At 29.1% G+C, this 16,847-nt stretch carries 14 protein-coding genes; 6 read left to right on the top strand and 8 right to left on the bottom strand.

The features are described from left to right. Positions 1 to 152: 152 nt before the first annotated feature. The 8 genes from LPB302_RS04955 to LPB302_RS04920 form a co-directional block, all read right to left on the bottom strand. Positions 153 to 2,363: an NADP-dependent isocitrate dehydrogenase gene (locus LPB302_RS04955; protein WP_053975205.1), complete on the bottom strand. Its 2,211-nt coding sequence runs from the start codon at positions 2,361 to 2,363 to the stop codon at positions 153 to 155. 583 nt (positions 2,364 to 2,946) lie between these two features. Next, on the bottom strand, positions 2,947 to 3,297 hold the full coding sequence (rplS, locus tag LPB302_RS04950; RefSeq protein WP_053975204.1) for a 50S ribosomal protein L19: 351 nt from the start codon (positions 3,295 to 3,297) through the stop codon (positions 2,947 to 2,949). Between the two features lie 166 nt (positions 3,298 to 3,463). Then, a complete protein-coding gene (gene trmD, locus LPB302_RS04945) occupies positions 3,464 to 4,141 on the bottom strand; it encodes a tRNA (guanosine(37)-N1)-methyltransferase TrmD (protein ID WP_053975203.1) in 678 nt (225 codons plus the stop codon). A gap of 52 nt (positions 4,142 to 4,193) precedes the next feature. After that, positions 4,194 to 5,144 (bottom strand): succinylglutamate desuccinylase/aspartoacylase family protein, encoded by a 951-nt coding sequence (locus LPB302_RS04940; protein WP_053975202.1) that lies wholly within the window; start codon positions 5,142 to 5,144, stop codon positions 4,194 to 4,196. Further along, on the bottom strand, positions 5,134 to 6,009 hold the full coding sequence (rimK, locus tag LPB302_RS04935) for a 30S ribosomal protein S6--L-glutamate ligase (protein ID WP_053975201.1): 876 nt from the start codon (positions 6,007 to 6,009) through the stop codon (positions 5,134 to 5,136). Before rimK ends, LPB302_RS04940 begins: the two co-directional genes overlap by 11 nt. Continuing rightward, positions 6,006 to 6,443, bottom strand: coding sequence for an ATP-dependent zinc protease family protein (locus LPB302_RS04930; protein WP_053975200.1), 438 nt, complete (start codon positions 6,441 to 6,443; stop codon positions 6,006 to 6,008). Before LPB302_RS04930 ends, rimK begins: the two co-directional genes overlap by 4 nt. Before the next feature lie 64 nt (positions 6,444 to 6,507). Beyond that, on the bottom strand, positions 6,508 to 8,067 hold the full coding sequence (locus tag LPB302_RS04925) for an NAD(P)/FAD-dependent oxidoreductase (RefSeq protein ID WP_053975199.1): 1,560 nt from the start codon (positions 8,065 to 8,067) through the stop codon (positions 6,508 to 6,510). A 13-nt stretch (positions 8,068 to 8,080) separates the two neighbouring features. Continuing rightward, positions 8,081 to 8,455, bottom strand: coding sequence for an Hpt domain-containing protein (locus LPB302_RS04920; RefSeq protein ID WP_053975198.1), 375 nt, complete (start codon positions 8,453 to 8,455; stop codon positions 8,081 to 8,083). Positions 8,456 to 8,583: 128 nt separating this feature from the next. On the opposite strand from LPB302_RS04920, the gene LPB302_RS04915 reads away from it, so the two are divergent. The 6 genes from LPB302_RS04915 to LPB302_RS04890 all read left to right on the top strand — a co-directional run bounded on the left by LPB302_RS04915 (position 8,584) and on the right by LPB302_RS04890 (position 16,793). After that, entirely contained in the window at positions 8,584 to 8,949 is a 366-nt protein-coding gene (locus LPB302_RS04915; protein ID WP_053975197.1) for a response regulator, read from the top strand. Between the two features lie 11 nt (positions 8,950 to 8,960). Beyond that, positions 8,961 to 10,046 carry a hypothetical protein gene (locus LPB302_RS04910; RefSeq protein WP_143032727.1) on the top strand — a complete coding sequence of 362 codons (1,086 nt, stop codon included), beginning with the start codon at positions 8,961 to 8,963 and terminating at the stop codon, positions 10,044 to 10,046. Beyond that, a complete protein-coding gene (locus LPB302_RS04905) occupies positions 10,036 to 11,469 on the top strand; it encodes a glycosyltransferase family 2 protein (protein ID WP_053975195.1) in 1,434 nt (477 codons plus the stop codon). Before LPB302_RS04910 ends, LPB302_RS04905 begins: the two co-directional genes overlap by 11 nt. A 234-nt stretch (positions 11,470 to 11,703) precedes the next feature. Further along, the gene (locus tag LPB302_RS04900) at positions 11,704 to 13,914 is read left to right on the top strand and encodes a sulfatase-like hydrolase/transferase (RefSeq protein WP_231658747.1); all 2,211 of its coding nucleotides are present in this window, start codon (positions 11,704 to 11,706) and stop codon (positions 13,912 to 13,914) included. Beyond that, complete coding sequence (locus tag LPB302_RS04895) at positions 13,911 to 15,191, top strand: YaiO family outer membrane beta-barrel protein (RefSeq protein WP_053975193.1); 1,281 nt, start codon at positions 13,911 to 13,913, stop codon at positions 15,189 to 15,191. Before LPB302_RS04900 ends, LPB302_RS04895 begins: the two co-directional genes overlap by 4 nt. Positions 15,192 to 15,281: 90 nt before the next feature. Continuing rightward, positions 15,282 to 16,793, top strand: coding sequence for an NADP-dependent isocitrate dehydrogenase (locus tag LPB302_RS04890; protein WP_053975192.1), 1,512 nt, complete (start codon positions 15,282 to 15,284; stop codon positions 16,791 to 16,793). The last annotated feature ends 54 nt before the right edge of the window (positions 16,794 to 16,847 follow it).

Below are 16,847 nucleotides of genomic sequence, written 5' to 3'. Positions count from 1 at the left end.
ATTTTGATTAAACTCTTTTTTTTAAAAAAAAGGTGCTTTAAATTATAAGTTATTATTTAAAATTATTTTGTTTAGAAATAATTTATTATTTCTAAACAAAATAATAATTCATTTTAAAATTACTTTTTCAATCAAAGTAAATATTAATAATATTAACTCAAGATTGCATTTAAAACCTCATTTGGTCTCATAGCATCAACAACTAAATCTTCATTTGGTAAGTAATAACCACCAATATTAACAGGCTTTCCTTGAATATCATTCAACTCCTTTACAATTTGCGTCTCATTATTATTTAATGCTTCAGCTATTTTTGTAAATTCTTCTTTTAATTCAGCATTTTTATCTTGATTAGCCAAACCATCTGCCCAATATTTAGCAAGATAAAAATGACTTCCTCTATTGTCTAATTCACCCACTTTTCTAGAAGGAGATCTGTTCTGATCTAAGAAAGTATCTGTTGCTTCATCTAAAGTTTCAGCTAAGATTAACGCTTTTTCGTTATTTGTAGTGGTACCTAAATGCTCTAAAGAAACAGCTAAGGCTAAGAATTCACCTAAAGAATCCCATCTTAAATGATTTTCATCTAAGAATTGCTCTACATGTTTTGGAGCAGAACCTCCTGCACCAGTTTCAAACAATCCTCCACCATTCATTAATGGTACTATAGATAACATTTTAGCAGAAGTACCCACTTCTAAAATTGGAAATAAATCTGTTAAATAATCACGTAATACATTTCCAGAAACAGAAATAGTGTCTTCACCTTTTGCGATTCTCTCTAAAGTGAATTCAGTTGCTTTTATAGGTGATAAAATTCTGATATCCAAACCAGAAGTATTATGGTTTTTAAGGTATGTATTAACCTTTGCTATAATTTCTGCATCATGAGCTCTGCTTTCATCTAACCAGAAAACAGCTGGTGTTTTAGATGCTCTTGCTCTTGAAACTGCTAATTTTACCCAATCTTGAATTGGTAAATCTTTTGTTTGACACATTCTCCAAATATCACCTTCTTCAACAACATGCTCAATTAAAACTTGACCTTCAGCATCAATTACTTGAACCTTACCATCTGAAGCAATTTCGAAAGTTTTATCATGAGAACCATATTCTTCTGCTTTTTGAGCCATTAAACCAACATTAGGTACAGTACCCATGGTTGTAGGATCAAAAGCGCCATTCTTTTTACAGAAAGCGATAGTAGCTTCATAAATACCTGCATAAGAACTATCAGGAATTATGGCCTTAGTGTCTTGTAATTCACCATCTGAATTCCACATTTTACCAGAATTCCTAATCATTGCTGGCATAGATGCATCTATAATGACATCAGAAGGTACATGTAAGTTTGTAATTCCTTTATCAGAATTAACCATTGCTAAAGCAGGACCGTTTTTATAAATTTCTGCAATATCTGCTAAGATTTCGGCTTTCTTTTCTAAAGAAACTTCATCTAAGTTACTAATTACATTTGCGAAACCAACATTTGCATCAACACCAATTTCGTTAAATGTTTCAGCATGCTTATCAAATAATTCTTTGTAAAATATTTTTACTGCATGACCAAAAATAATTGGGTCAGAAACTTTCATCATGGTAGCTTTCATATGTAAAGAAAGTAATAAACCTTTTTCTTTAGCATCAGCTACTTGCTCTTCTAAGAATGATAATAATGCTTTTTTGCTCATGGCAGTTGCATCTATAATTTCACCATCTAAAAGAGATACTTTAGCTTTTAAAACTGTTTCTTCTCCAGAATTTGCAATATGTTTGATTGATACATCTGTTGCATTGGCTACAGTTATAGATTTTTCGCTATTTGCAAAATCTCCACTAGTCATAGATGCTACATGAGTTTTAGAATCTGCACTCCAAGCCCCCATAGAATGTGGGTTTTTACGAGCATAGTTTTTGATAGCTTTAGGTGCTCTTCTGTCTGAGTTTCCTTCACGTAAAACAGGATTTACAGCAGAACCTTTTACTTTATTATATAATGCTAAAATACTTTTTTCTTCTTCTGTATTTGCATTCTCTGGATAATCAGGAATGTTATAACCTAATTTCTGTAATTCTGAGATTGCTTCAGTAAGTTGAGAAACAGAAGCACTAATATTTGGTAGCTTGATAATATTTGCTTCTGGTTGTTTTGCTAAATCACCTAAGATTGATAAAGCATCTTCTACTTTTTGATCTTCTGTTAAGTAGTGAGAAAAATTTGCTAGAATTCTAGCTGCTAAAGAAATGTCTTTAACTTCAATTTCTATATTTGAAGATTTTGTAAAGGCTTTTACTATTGGTAAGAAAGAACGTGTTGCTAAAGCTGGTGCTTCATCCGTTTTTGTATAAATTATTTTAGCCATTTATGAAAAGTTTAAAGTATCTTAAAATTGAATTTATTTTATAAAAAATATGCTCATTATTTGAGCGTGGCAAATTTAAGAATTACAGATGTATTTTTTATTATTAAATACTTAATAGTTGAGTGGTTTTTATAAGAATTCTGTAAAAGGAAATAAAATTGAGGCAATTTATTTAAAGATAAAAGCCATATTAAGCAATTACTTGCAAAATATGGCTTTCTTGAAATAAGCAATTCGATCATTGATAACAATGAGTATAGCAAATTACCATTTCAACGATATTTAAAATAGCATTTAAGTTATACTTAAATATTTTTCTAAATACCTTTTAAATTTTAAAATTAAAATTTAATTATAAAGAACTTTACTCTTTAAAATTTACAATACTAATTTTTCAGTTGTTGAAGACTAATAGTTTAATGATTTGTAAATTCTGTTGTAAAGATAATTTGATTGTATTATTGTAGGAAGTTTTTTCGATAAATTTAGTTAACAATCTATGAACTAGACTTATAAACATTTGTTAACTAAAAAAGCACTGTAAAAATTACAGTGCTTTTTTAAATATATTATAACAAAAAGATTATCTTCTTTTTTCAGTAATTCTAGCTTTTTTACCAGTAAGACCTCTAAAGTAGAAAATACGAGCTCTACGTACTTTACCTTTTTTGTTGATTTCAATTTTTTGAATTGAAGGTAAGTTTACTGGAAAAATTCTTTCTACACCAACAGTACCAGACATTTTTCTGATAGTAAATGTTTCAGAAGAACCAGATCCTCTCTTTTGAATTACAACTCCTCTAAAAAACTGAGTTCTAACTTTTTCACCCTCTTTAATTTCATAGTATACAGTAATTGTATCACCAGCTGCAAATTCTGCAAATTCTTTTTTTGTTACGAATTCGTCTTGAACAAATTTTATTAAAGATTCCATATCTTATAATAGTTTATAGTTTTACTTAAACAACATTCACGTATCTCGTCAGAGGTTATTTTAGCGAGTGCAAATTTAGTAATTATTTTTAATTAAGGAAATTTAATTCATTTATTTTTTGGTCTGATAATTAGTAAGATACCTTCATAATTTAACAGACCTAAAATTAATCATCCAATAAGTCTGGTCTTATTTCTTTTGTTCTTTTGTAGGCTTCATTACTTCTCCAGTCTTCTATTTTTGGAAAATTACCCGATAAAAGTATCTCTGGCACCTTTAATCCATCAAACTCTGCTGGTCTTGTGTAAACAGGGGGTGAAAGTAAATTGTCTTGAAAAGAGTCTGTTAGCGCAGATTGCTCATCACCAATAACCCCTGGAATTAAACGTACAATAGCATCTACCAAAACTGCAGACGCAAGTTCTCCACCAGTTAAAACATAATCACCAATAGAAATTTCTTTGGTAATAAATTTGTCTCTAATTCTTTGATCTACACCTTTGTAATGTCCTGTAAGGATAAGAATGTTTTCTTTTAATGATAAAGTATTGGCTGTAGATTGATTTAATGTTTTAGCATCTGGAGTCATATAAATAATTTCATCATATACTCTTTCTGCTTGCAATTTTTTTATACAATTAGAAATTGGTTCTATCATTAAAACCATTCCTGCACCTCCTCCAAATTGAGTGTCATCAATTTGCTTGTAATTCCCCAAACCATATTTGCGTAAATCATGAATTACAATTTCGGCTAAACCTTTTTCTTTAGCACGTTTTATAATAGAATGATTAAATGGACTTTCTAATAAACCTGGAGCTACTGAAATTATATCTATTCGCATGTTGCAAAATTAATTTTTAAAAATAAAAAAGCGCTATAATTTGGTAGAAATCTTATTCGTTGATGCTCATATGAAATAAGGCATCTCCTTTATTAACAATTGGAGTTTTATTTATACAGAAAACGTAACCATTAAAAGGTGCATATACCTTCTTTTTAAATTCACCAAAAGGATCTTGTATAACTCCAAGAACTTCTTTCTTCTTTACTAAAGCTCCATTTTGAACTCGAACTTTAAACATTCCAGAGTCTGAAGCTCTAATCCATTTTGCTTTTTTTATGAAAATTGGTGTTGCTCTTACATTAATTTCACCTTCTATTAAACCCAAGTGAATCAGTACGTTTCTTGTACCATTAACCCCTTCATTTATAATTGTAGGATTCAATTCTTTAGATTTACCACCTTCAAAAAGTAAAACAGTTTTACCCATTTTATGTAAGGTTTCTCTTAAAGATTTAATAATTGTATTCGAATATACAATCATTGGTGGATTAAATATTTTAGCTAATTCTAAACCTTTTGCATCATCTTTATTACATCTAATTTGAGCAATATTGTCTCTTTCTCCTCCACCAGTATGAAAATCGATAATATAATCTACAAAAGGTGCTATTTTTTCTGAAAACTGATACGCAAATTGGCTGGCTAAAGAACCATTTATGGTTCCTGGAAACATTCTGTTTAAATCTCTACCATCAGGAAATTCTCTAGTCTGAATTAAATATCCGAAAATATTAAATACAGGAATACAGATAATTGTTCCATTGTTAGGTTTGTTAAGTTTAAGATCTATAATTTCTCTAACAATACCAACACCATTGGTTTCATCACCATGAATACCTGCCAATAATAAAACAACAGGTCCAGGATTTTTAGAATGTTCTATAATCACTGGAACATTAACTGTAGTTCTAGTATGTAATTTTGCAATTTTTAAATCGATTACAGTACGTTTTCCTTCAGGAATAACTTTACCTAAAAGCGTAAAAGGTTTATTCGACATGTATTTCTAAATAACGTATAATTTCTTTTGCAATATTTTTACCAGTAGCAATTTCAATACCTTCTAAACCTGGAGAAGAATTTACCTCTAAAACTAAAGGACCCTTAGAAGATTGTAACATATCTACACCTGCAACTCCTAAGCCTAAAGCTTTAGTAGCTTTTAATGCTGTTTTTTCTTCTTCATCTGTAAGTTCAATTACAGTTGCGTTTCCTCCTCTATGTAAATTTGAACGGAATTCACCTTCTTTTCCTTGACGTTTCATGGCACCAATTACTTTACCATCAACTACAAAAGCTCTAATATCTGCACCTCCAGCCTCTTTTATAAATTGTTGTGCAATTACTCTAGCCCCTAAACCATTAAATGCTTCTAATACTGAGGTTGCAGCATTTTTTGTTTCTGCTAAAACTACGCCTAAGCCTTGTGTTCCTTCTAATAATTTTAACACTAAAGGAGCACCACCAACAGATTCAACTACATGTTCTACGTCCTTGGTGTAATTTGTAAAAACCGTTTTTGGTAAACCTACACCAGCTCTAGCTAAAATTTGTAAACTACTTAATTTATCTCTTGATCTAGTTAAAGCAATCGAACTTACAGATGTAAAAACCTTCATCATTTCAAATTGACGAATTACAGCAGTTCCATAAAAAGTAACAGAAGCTCCAATTCTAGGAATAATAGCATCTATATTTTCTATATATTCACCTTTATAATAAATTTTAGGCGATTTTTTTTCTATTACAATATCACACTTTAAATGATCTACAACTATTACTTCGTGCTTTCTTTTAGTAGCAGCTTCAACCAATCTTTTTGTAGAGTACAATTTTGGATTTCTTGATAAAATAACAATTCTCATTTATTTGTTTTTAATTTGTGTGATATATTCTTTTTTGCGGTATCTATGATAAACTTTTTATTCAAAAATTTTCTGCCAATTAAAATAGGGAATTTCATGTCTTTTCGTTCACTTAATGTTAAATAAATTGGAAAAGATTCATTAAAAATAAAAATGGTGGTTTGAATCATGAAGCGTTGTTCGGCTATACCATTAGAACTTTTAACTATTTTAGAAGTATAATTTTTAAATGTAAACTCTTTATTATTGTAAAATTCATGTTCAGGATCTAAAAGCGTAAATTTTAAAAAAGGATTACCATCTAGAGAAGTTTCTTTAATATTAGAACAATGAATAGAAGAGGTGTATGCACCTGAGTCTATTTTAATATCAATGTCTAACAGCGATAATTCTGGAAAATCAGCTTTATCAACTCTTCCAATAGTTAATTTCATATATGAATTTTAGATCAGTAAAATTAGGGATACTTATTGAGTTTCTCTAATTAAATAATTGCTATTATTTAAAATTCGCAATGGCAGCTTCTGCACATCTTTCTCCATCCATAGCAGCAGAAACGATACCACCTGCATAGCCACCACCTTCACCACAAGGGAATAAACCTTCTATTTCTGGATGCTCTAAATTTTCTTTTCTTGGTATATTTATTGGAGAAGATGTTCTAGATTCTACACCAACTATATTGGCTTCGTTTGTAAAATAGCCATGCATTTTACTACCAAAAGCAGGAAATCCTTTACGTAATCTACCTCCTATAATTTTTGGAAGTAAAGAATGAAGAGGAGCAGAGTTTAAACCTGGTTGATAAGAAGTTTCATTTAAATCTGCAGATAATTTGCCATCAACGAAATCTACTAATCTTTGAGCAGGTGCTGTTTGCGATCTTCCACCAGCATAAAAAGCTATTTTTTCTAAATCTTTCTGAAACTGTAAACCTTTTAAAGGCCCTAAGTGATCGTATTTTTTAAAGTCTTTGTCAATATCTAATTCAACTACAATACCTGAATTTGCAAACTTATTGTTTCTTCTACTTGGAGACATTCCATTTACAACAACTTCTCCATCTGCAGTTGCTGCAGGTACAATAAAACCTCCTGGACACATGCAAAAAGAATACACACCTCTGTTGTTTACTTGATGAACCAAACTGTAAGCTGCTGCTGGTAGTAATTCATCTCTTTCTCCTGAACAATTGTATTGTATCTGGTCTATAATTTCTTGAGGATGTTCTACTCGAACTCCCATTGCAAAAGACTTTGCTTTAATCGCAATTTCTTTTTTATGTAATAACTCATAAATGTCTCTAGCTGAATGTCCTGTAGCTAGAATTACTGAATTGACTGGTATTTCTTTGTCATTATTTAATTGTAATGCTTTAATTTTTTGATTTTTAACAACAAAATCAGTAACAACAGAATTAAAATGAATTTCTCCACCAAATTTTATAATGGTTTCACGAATAGTTTGAATGATTTTAGGAAGTTTATTGGTTCCTATATGAGGATGAGCATCAATTAAAATTTGTTCTGTAGCTCCATGAAAAACTAAGTTTTCAAAAATTCTTCTTACATCACCTCTTTTTAAACTTCGCGTATACAATTTACCATCAGAATAAGTACCTGCACCACCTTCACCAAAACAATAGTTAGAATTTTCGTTTACTTTATGATCTTGATTAATGGCTTTTAAATCTCTTCTTCTTTCCTGAACGTTTTTACCTCGTTCTAAAACCACAGGTTTGTATCCTAGTTCAATGCACCTTAAAGCAGCATACATTCCTGCTGGTCCAAATCCTATAATGTGAATTTCTTTTGCATTAGATACATCTTTGTAATCAAAACTATATTCAGATTTTTCGGGAAGCCCTTCATTTATATAAACAGCGACTTTATAATTAAAAATAGTTTCTTTTTTACGTGCATCAATAGATTTTCTCAGAATTTTTACTGCAGTAATTTCTGATTTAGATATTTTTAAAAATTTTGATGCTTTATGAGTGAGAATGTCTTCTTTACGTTCTTCAATTAAATTGATACGTAATTGTATTTCTTTTATCATTTAAACTAATAAATTATAATGCTTTAAGCTGATCTAAAATCCTTTGATACTCAATAATACTTTGATCTAAAACTACAGTGATATGTTTTAGACGCTCTTGAATAATTGGTTCAGGATCTAAATTCTGTGCTTTCTTTTCTAATAGAGTTATCTCTTCTAAACAATTAACGCCCATTAAGCCTAAAGATGATTTTAAAAAATGACAAATAGAACGTACTTCTTCATGGTTTACTGTAATAATACTCTTTTTAAGTAACTCTAGCCTTGGTTGGGTATCAGATAAGTAAACTGTAACTAATTGTATTAGTGAATCTTTATCTGTAGAGAAAAAACTTTTTAACGAAGTTAAATCTACAACATCACTAGTTAATATATTTTCAATTTGCATAGTGGATTCTTTTGGGAGATAATTTAGAAATTGGATGTAAAGATAAGTAAAAACCTGAGTTTATATTTTTATTTCATTATATTAGAACTTCAACCAAAATATAATTTGTAAAAATTACCTACCCTAAAATGAATAAAAAGAAAATTGTAATTGCTGAAGATAATTCTGTTCTGTCTTTGTTGTTGAAGTTTCGTTTAGAGAAAGATGGTTATGAGCTCTTTATGGCTAAAGATGGTAAAGAGGCACTAGAAGTTATTAAAATACAGAAACCTGATTTAATTCTAACAGACGTTATGATGGATTATTATAGTGGTTTAGAGATTATTAGTTATGTTCGTAATCAGCTAAACAGTAATACACCTATTTTAGTTTTTTCTTCTTCTGGACAAGAAGAAATGGTGCTAAATGCCTTTAATTTAGGAGCTAACGATTTTATGAGTAAGCCTTTAAGTCCCAATGAACTTTCAATAAGGGTAAAAAGAATGTTGATGTAGCCTATTAAAAAATGATAATAAGATTCCCCCTTGTAGAAAATGTAATTTGGACGTTGGTAATTGTGCTAATAGTCGTAATTGTTGTTCTAGTAATTTATTTAAAAGTTTTAAGAAATGATATTAGAAATATTGAGGCAAAGAAAATTCAGTATACTGCTAAAATTGAACAGTTACTAGTAAAATATTTATATCTAGAAGAACATCAAGAAAATTATTGTAAAGATCAAAAAGATATTATTGATACATTCAAAATTGGGGTTAAAAACTCAAGAAAACGTAGGATTATAAATTATACCTTTTTAAAATTAAGTCAGCAAATTTCCGGTAATATGATTAATATTATGCGTGAATTATATGATGAGATTGGCTTATTTAAATTTGCTGTTAATAAATTAAAAAGTAGAAATTGGAATATAATCGCACTTGGAATAAGAGATTTAAGACAGTTTGAGGTTAAGAAAGTATCAAATTTAGTCGAGAAGTTTGTTAATCATAATAAAGAGGAGGTTAGGAGAGAAGCACATTTGTATTTTTTAGAATTGTTTGAATTTGAAGGTTTAAATTTCTTAGATAATTTAAAGCTTCCACTTTCTGAATGGGATCAAATTGAACTTCTTTTAGAGATTGAAAAGTTTGATAATCAAAATATTTTAGAAGTAGATAAGTGGTTAAAATCAGACAATATTTATGTAATTCTTTTTATTTTAAACATTGTTAAAATTTTTAATAAACTAGAAACTAAAAATATTCTATTAGAACTAATATTTCATAAAAACGAAGTTGTTAGGTTAAAAACATTAGACGTTGTTATTCACTTTGAAATCATTGAGGCTAAAGATTTATTAATTAATAATTATGACAAGCTTTCATTAAAAGAAAAGGTTTTATTATTTAAACTTTTAGAAAAGGTTGCTACTCAAAATGATGTTCCATTTTTATTGAACTATATAACCGACACTAATTTTGAAATAAAAAGTAAAGCTTTATTTATTTTAAGAAAAATAGATGAAACTGTTTATGAAAATTTAGAGAAAGTATTAGAAGATGTGGATTACAATCGAATAATTAAATTTTTAGATTATCAATATGGAGTTTAATCAGATATTGAGATTTATTTTATTGTTTTTTCACTATTTCTTTTTGGTGTTTACAATGCTCATTGTAGGCTCTTATATTATTTTGGCTATTTTTTCTTCAAAAGAAACTGTAGAATATTTAAAAAAGAACAGTTTCGTTTACCACAAAGGCCTATTAAATTCATCTATTGCACCTTCTATATCTATAATAGCCCCTGCATTTAACGAAAGCTTAAATATAGTAGAAAATGTAAGGTCTTTACTATCCTTACATTATGTAAATTATGATGTAATTATTGTAAATGATGGTAGCACAGATGATAGTTTACAAAGACTAATAATAGCTTACGATTTAGAAAGAATAGAGTATTTAATCAATAAAAAAATACCAACTAAAAGCTTAAGATCTGGAGTTTTCAAATCCAAAAACCCTGCTTTTGAGAAACTAATGGTAGTTGATAAAGAAAATGGAGGAAAAGCAGATGCGTTAAATTTTGGAATCAATATAAGCGAAGGAACCTATTTAGCTTGTATAGATGTAGATTGTTTGTTAATGGCAGATTCTCTACAAAGGATGGTTAAACCTTTTTTAGAATATACAGACAAAAAAGTTATAGCATCTGGAGGTGTAATTAGAATAGCAAATGCTTGTAAAATAGAAGATGGTAAATTGCTAGCAGTAGATTTTCCAAATAAGTGGATAGAAAGAGTTCAAATTTTAGAATATTTAAGATCTTTTTTATTGGGTAGAATGGCTTGGGCTAGATTAAATGGTTTGCTTGTTATCTCTGGCGCATTTGGAATGTTTGATAAAGAAATAGCAATTAAAGTTGGTGGTTATGATACTACTACTGTTGGTGAAGATATGGAAGTTATTGTGAGAATGAGAAAGTATATGGAGGAGGAAAACTTACCATATAAGGTAGCTTATATTCCAGATCCTTTATGCTGGACAGAAGCACCTGATGATAGAAAAATTTTAATCTCACAAAGAAATAGATGGACTAGAGGTACAATAGAAACATTAAAAATGCATAGAAATATTGGGCTTAATTATAAATATAGAGTTTTGGGCCTTTTAAGCTTTCCTTATTGGTTTGTATTTGAAAGGTTGGCACCAATTATAGAAGTTTTAGGAATGTTGTACTTTTTATTTTTGGTTGTATATCAGCCTTTAAATTGGACTTTTGTAGTTGGTCTATTTCTTTTGGCATATCTATTTTCTTTAATCTTTTCATTTGTAGCAGTTTTTACAGAAGAATTTACATATCATCAGTATAAGAAGAAAGGTATTGGTTTAAAGTTAGTACTCACTATATTTTTAGAACCTTTTATACTACATCCATTAGTTTTATATGCTGCTATAAAAGGAAATATAGATTATTATTTTAACAAAAATAAAAAATGGGGAGTTATGGTTAGAAAAGGGCTCTCTAAAGATTAATGTAAAACTTATAAAAACATGAAAATAAAATCAATTAGGCAAAAAAACCGATCTTATGTATTATTATGTTGTGCTTTGCTTTTAACATTTTGGCTAATAAGTCTTTTTGAAATTAGCTCTACAGTTTTTAGTGGAAAAGAAGTGCGAAACATTTTTCAATTAATTGTTTTTAAACTTTTAAACCATTTTTATACAGTCTTATTTATCTTTTTGTTTTTTTTACCTTTTTATCATTTGTTTGCAAGAAAACAACATAGATATGGTACAATTTTTATAAGAATAGCTTTTGTAATTCTAGTTATTATAGAGTTTGCTTTAACAAAATACAGCTTAACTACACTTTTAAATTTAGGTGCAGATTTATTAGGGTATTCCTTAGATGATATTTATTTAACTGTAACAGCATCTGAAAGCACATCAATATTTAACTTTTTACCCTTCATTATTTTTCCTGTTTTATTTCTAGTCATTAGTTTTTTTCTTAAAAAATCACCTTACTATAAACATTCAGGTAAAGTATTTGCAATTATAACATTTGCTATTATTGTGTTAAGAATCTTTTACTCAGATTTTTTACAAGAAAACTTTCAAAATAAAATGTACTATTTTGTTAGTGATGTTATCCATTATAAAATGGAAAAAAGCGAAATTAAAGCTGTACAAATAAATGATGAAAATGAATATCCATTTTTAAAAAAATCAGCTGAAATTAATGATGCTTTAGGGCCTTACTTTACAATAAAAGAAGAAAAGCCAAATATTGTAATTATTGTTGTTGAAGGTTTAGGGTCAGAATTTGTTGGAGATAGATATTACAGTGGTTTTACTCCGTATTTAAATTCTTTGTTGCCAAAATCTCTTTTTTGGGAAAACTTTTTAAGCAACACAGGTAGAACTTTTGGAGCTTTGCCATCATTAACAGCCTCAACTCCCTTTGGTGAAAAAGGGTTTTTAGAAATTGAAGATACTCCAACTCACATTTCTATTTTTAGCATTTTAAAAAGAAACGATTACACAACTTCTTTTTTTTCTGGTGATAATTCTAGTTTTGATAAAAAAATAAATTTTTTAGAATATCATGATTTAGATAATATAATTGATGAAAAAAAATACGATGACTCATATCCAAAATATACAAATGGTCAAACAGGTTTTAGTTGGGGATATTCAGACCGTGAAATTTTTCGAAAAACATTATCATTTTTAGACGATTTAAAAAGGCCAAGATTAGACTTAATAACAACACAGACCATTCATGAGCCTTTCGATTTTCCTGAAAAAGAGACATACATAAAAAAAATAGATAGTGTTATTAATTCAGGCTCAATTTTAAAGGTCTCTAAGAAGGAGATTGCTGCAAATAAAGAAATATTTGCTAGTATATTATATGCAGACAATAGTATAAAAATGTTTATTGATAACTATAAGAAAAGGCCAGAGTTCGAGAATACAATCTTTGTAATTACAGGAGATCATAGGTTAATTCCTATCGCACAAAAAGATCAATTATCTAGATTCAATGTTCCATTTATCATATATAGTCCTCTGCTTAAGCAAACCTCAAGAATGAAATCCGTTTCATCTCACCTCGATTTTGCACCTAGCTTGCTTGCTTTTTTGTCAAACAATTATAATGTTATTGTTCCAGAAGAAGTAGCGTGGTTAGGTTCAGGTATAGATACAGCAGAAGAATTTAGAAACATACATAAAATACCCTTAATGCGTTATAAAGGAAGTTTAAACGATTTTGTTTATAAAGATTTTATGTATTCTGGAGGTACAATTTATAAAATTAAAGAAGACTTTAATACTTATAAAATAGAAGACGAAGCATTAGAAGTTCAAATTAAAAAAGAATTAAATGAATTTAAAAGCTTAAATGCTTATGTTACACAAAATGACAAAATTTATCCTAAAAATAATGACGCGATTATAAGAGAAAATTATGAATTTACAGCAGAAGAGTTAATTAAGTTAGAAAAACTTACGATTAACATGAAAGAGAACGAAATGTTTATGTTAGCAAGAGAAAAAGCCTTCAATGATGAAAGAGAAATAGCTAGATTGATTTGTAATTATATACTTAAAAAAATGCCAAATTATGTAGATGTCAGAATTTTAAAAGGTAGAACATTAGCTTGGGATGCAAATTATGATAAGGCAGAAATAGAATTGTTAAGTGCTTTAAATAGAGCGCCTTATTATGATGATGCATATTTAGCTTTATTAGATATGTATTGGTGGTCTTCTCAAAATGAAAAGTCTAACGAAATAATGCTAAAAGCGATAAAAAATAAAATAAAAAATGATGAAATTGCCTTTAAAATGGCAAGAGCATATAAAACTATGAATAATTTAGAAAAAGCAGAAGTTTTAATAGATAGTATTTTGGATAAACAACCTAAAAATGATGCATTTCTTAAATTTAAAGAATCATTAAAATGATAAATAAAAACACATTAGTACTTATATTTTTTGCAATTTTTATAGCTTGTCCTAATAAGGTTCTAGCACAAGATAAAGTGTTTAACGGTAATCCAGACACTACGTTTAAAACTGCAAGAGAGTTAGCTTTTGATGGTAAAAGAAAACAAGCACAAGATTCACTGAAACTTATTCTTACTAAATATCCAAACTACTTAGATATACGAGCTTTCTTGGCAAGTACTTATTCTTGGGATGGGAATTATAAAGAAGCAAGAAAAGAGTTTCAGTATGTTTTAGAGAAAGATGAGAAAAGAAAAACAGATTGGATAGCATACATTAAAAATGAGCAATATGCAGAGAAATACTTTAAAGCATTAGAATTATCTAATAAGTCATTAGTAATTTTTCCAGATGATCCTGATTTGGTCATATTAAAGGCAAGGTCAGAGGTAAATAGAAACAATGTGGATGAAGCCTTTTTAATTATATCAGAGGCTTTAAAGTTAAACCCTAGTAATAAGGAGTTAAAAGAGTATAAGAACTCGTTAGAAAACTCGCTCATGTTTAATACAGTGGGTATAAATGTTTCAACGGACTATTATGATTTTGACAGTGATAATGGTAGAGCAAATATGTATTATAGCTCTATTTCATATGCAAGACAAACAAAATATGGCAGCATAACAGCAAGAGTAAATTATACAAACCGTTTTGAAACAGATAACTATCAATTAGAAATAGATTTATATCCTAGAATAGCAACAGGTTTATATGCTTATGTTAGTGGAGGTTTTTCAAACAGTCCCTTAAACCCTACTCAACGTTATGGATTTGAGCTTTTTAAATCACTTCCTAAAAGTTTAGAGCTTTCATTAGGTTTCAGATGGTTAAAATTCTCTACAGAAACAACCATTTATACAGGTTCTTTAGGTTGGTACACAGGAAATAGCTATTGGGCGTTTAGAACTTATATAACTCCAGGAGAACCAGGAGCAAGTAAATCTGGTAGATTAATTTACAGAAAATATGCCAGTGACGCAGATAATTATTGGACAATTGAAGCTGGTTTTGGAGCTTCTTTAGCTTTAGACAGGTTTGCACCAGGTTTTTCTGGCAATGAGGTATTTCAATTAGATTCTCAAGCTTTAGTATTAGGTTATTTCTTTTCTACCAAGAACAAGAAAAATTTATGGGGTTTTAATGCAAGTATGTTTAGAGAAGAAAAACCATTTGCAAATGGAGAATACTTTGTTTACCCTTCTTTAGGTGTTTCTTATTCTGTAAGATTTAAATAGTCATAAAATATATTTATATAAATTATAAAAAACATATATAAAAATATATGAATTTTATGTTTGATATTTGTATGCACAAAAACATCAAACATGGAAAATACGCAAGTACAAGAAAAGTCTAAACAAATTAAGTCTACTGCAGTAACAAATGTTGCTGTTGCTTATGGAGATGGAATAGGGCCAGAAATTATGGAAGCTACTCTAAGAATTTTAGAAGCAGCTGGAGCAAACATTAAATCAGAAAAAATAGAAATAGGAGAACAAGTATATTTATCTGGTAACTCTTCAGGTATAGAAAAAAGTGCTTGGAAAACCATCAATAAAAACAAACTAATTTTAAAGGCACCTATTACAACGCCTCAAGGTAAAGGTTATAAAAGTTTAAATGTTACGCTTCGTAAATCTTTAGGCTTATTTGCGAATGTACGTCCTGTAACTGCTTATGCACCTTATGTAGAAACTAATTTTGCAGGAATGGATGTAGTTATTGTTAGAGAGAATGAAGAGGATTTATATGCAGGTATAGAGCACCAACAAACGCAAGATGTTGTGCAATGTTTAAAATTGATTACTAGGCCTGGTTGCGAAAAAATTGTGAGATATGCTTTTGAGTATGCTAAAGCTTATGGACGCAAAAAAGTAACTTGTATGGTTAAAGATAATATTATGAAATTAACAGACGGTTTGTTTCATAATGTGTTTAAAGAAATTGCAATAGAATATCCAGAAATTGAAAGTAATTCACAGATTATAGATATAGGTTCTGCACGTTTAGCAGCAAACCCAACTAATTATGATGTTATTGTGACTTCTAATTTATATGGAGATATTATATCTGATATTGCTGCAGAAATTGCGGGTTCTGTAGGTATGGCTGGCTCTGCAAATATTGGTTTAAATGTCTCAATGTTTGAAGCTATTCATGGTTCTGCACCAGATATTGCTGGTAAAAAAATAGCTAATCCATCAGGTTTATTAAATGCAGCAGTTATGTTATTATCACATGTGGGTAAAACAGAAATTGCTGATACTATTAAAAATGCTTGGTTGGTTACTTTAGAGCAAGGTTATCATACAGCTGATGTTTATCAAGAATCTATAACTAAAGAAATTGTGTCTACTTCTGAGTTTGCAGACAGAATTATAGAAAACCTTGGTAAGAAACCTTTACAATTGCCTAAAAGTAATTTAGCAGCTGGAAAAGGAGAAATTGTAATACCAGAATATAGTAGAAAAAAGCAAGAGCAGGTATTAGTTGGTGTTGATGTTTTTATCAATTGGAAAGGTAAAAATCCTAATGAATTAGGAAATGCTTTAAATAGTATAACTGCTTTTAAAATGAAATTAAAAATGATAACTAATAGAGGTGTAAAAGTTTATCCAGAAGGTTTACAAGAAACTTATTGCACAGATCATTGGAGATGTAGATTTGTAGATATAGACTCTAAAACAAATGGAGAAAAAGTATATAACCCAGTAGACTTTGAAAAGATTATTGCTTTACAATCTATATTACATCACAAGGGTTTCCAAGTTATCAAAACAGAAAATCTGTATGAGTTTGATGGTGTAAGAGCTTTCTCTCTAGGTCAAGGAGAATAAAGAATTATTGCCCTTATTTTTGAATTAATTAAAAACAGCTGTAAGTTAAATTGC

Source organism: Polaribacter dokdonensis (genome assembly GCF_024362345.1).
In the GTDB taxonomy this organism is placed as follows: Bacteria; Bacteroidota; Bacteroidia; order Flavobacteriales; family Flavobacteriaceae; genus Polaribacter; species Polaribacter dokdonensis.
Note: the sequence above shows the minus strand (reverse complement) of the source record. Positions and strands in the feature narration are given on the sequence as shown.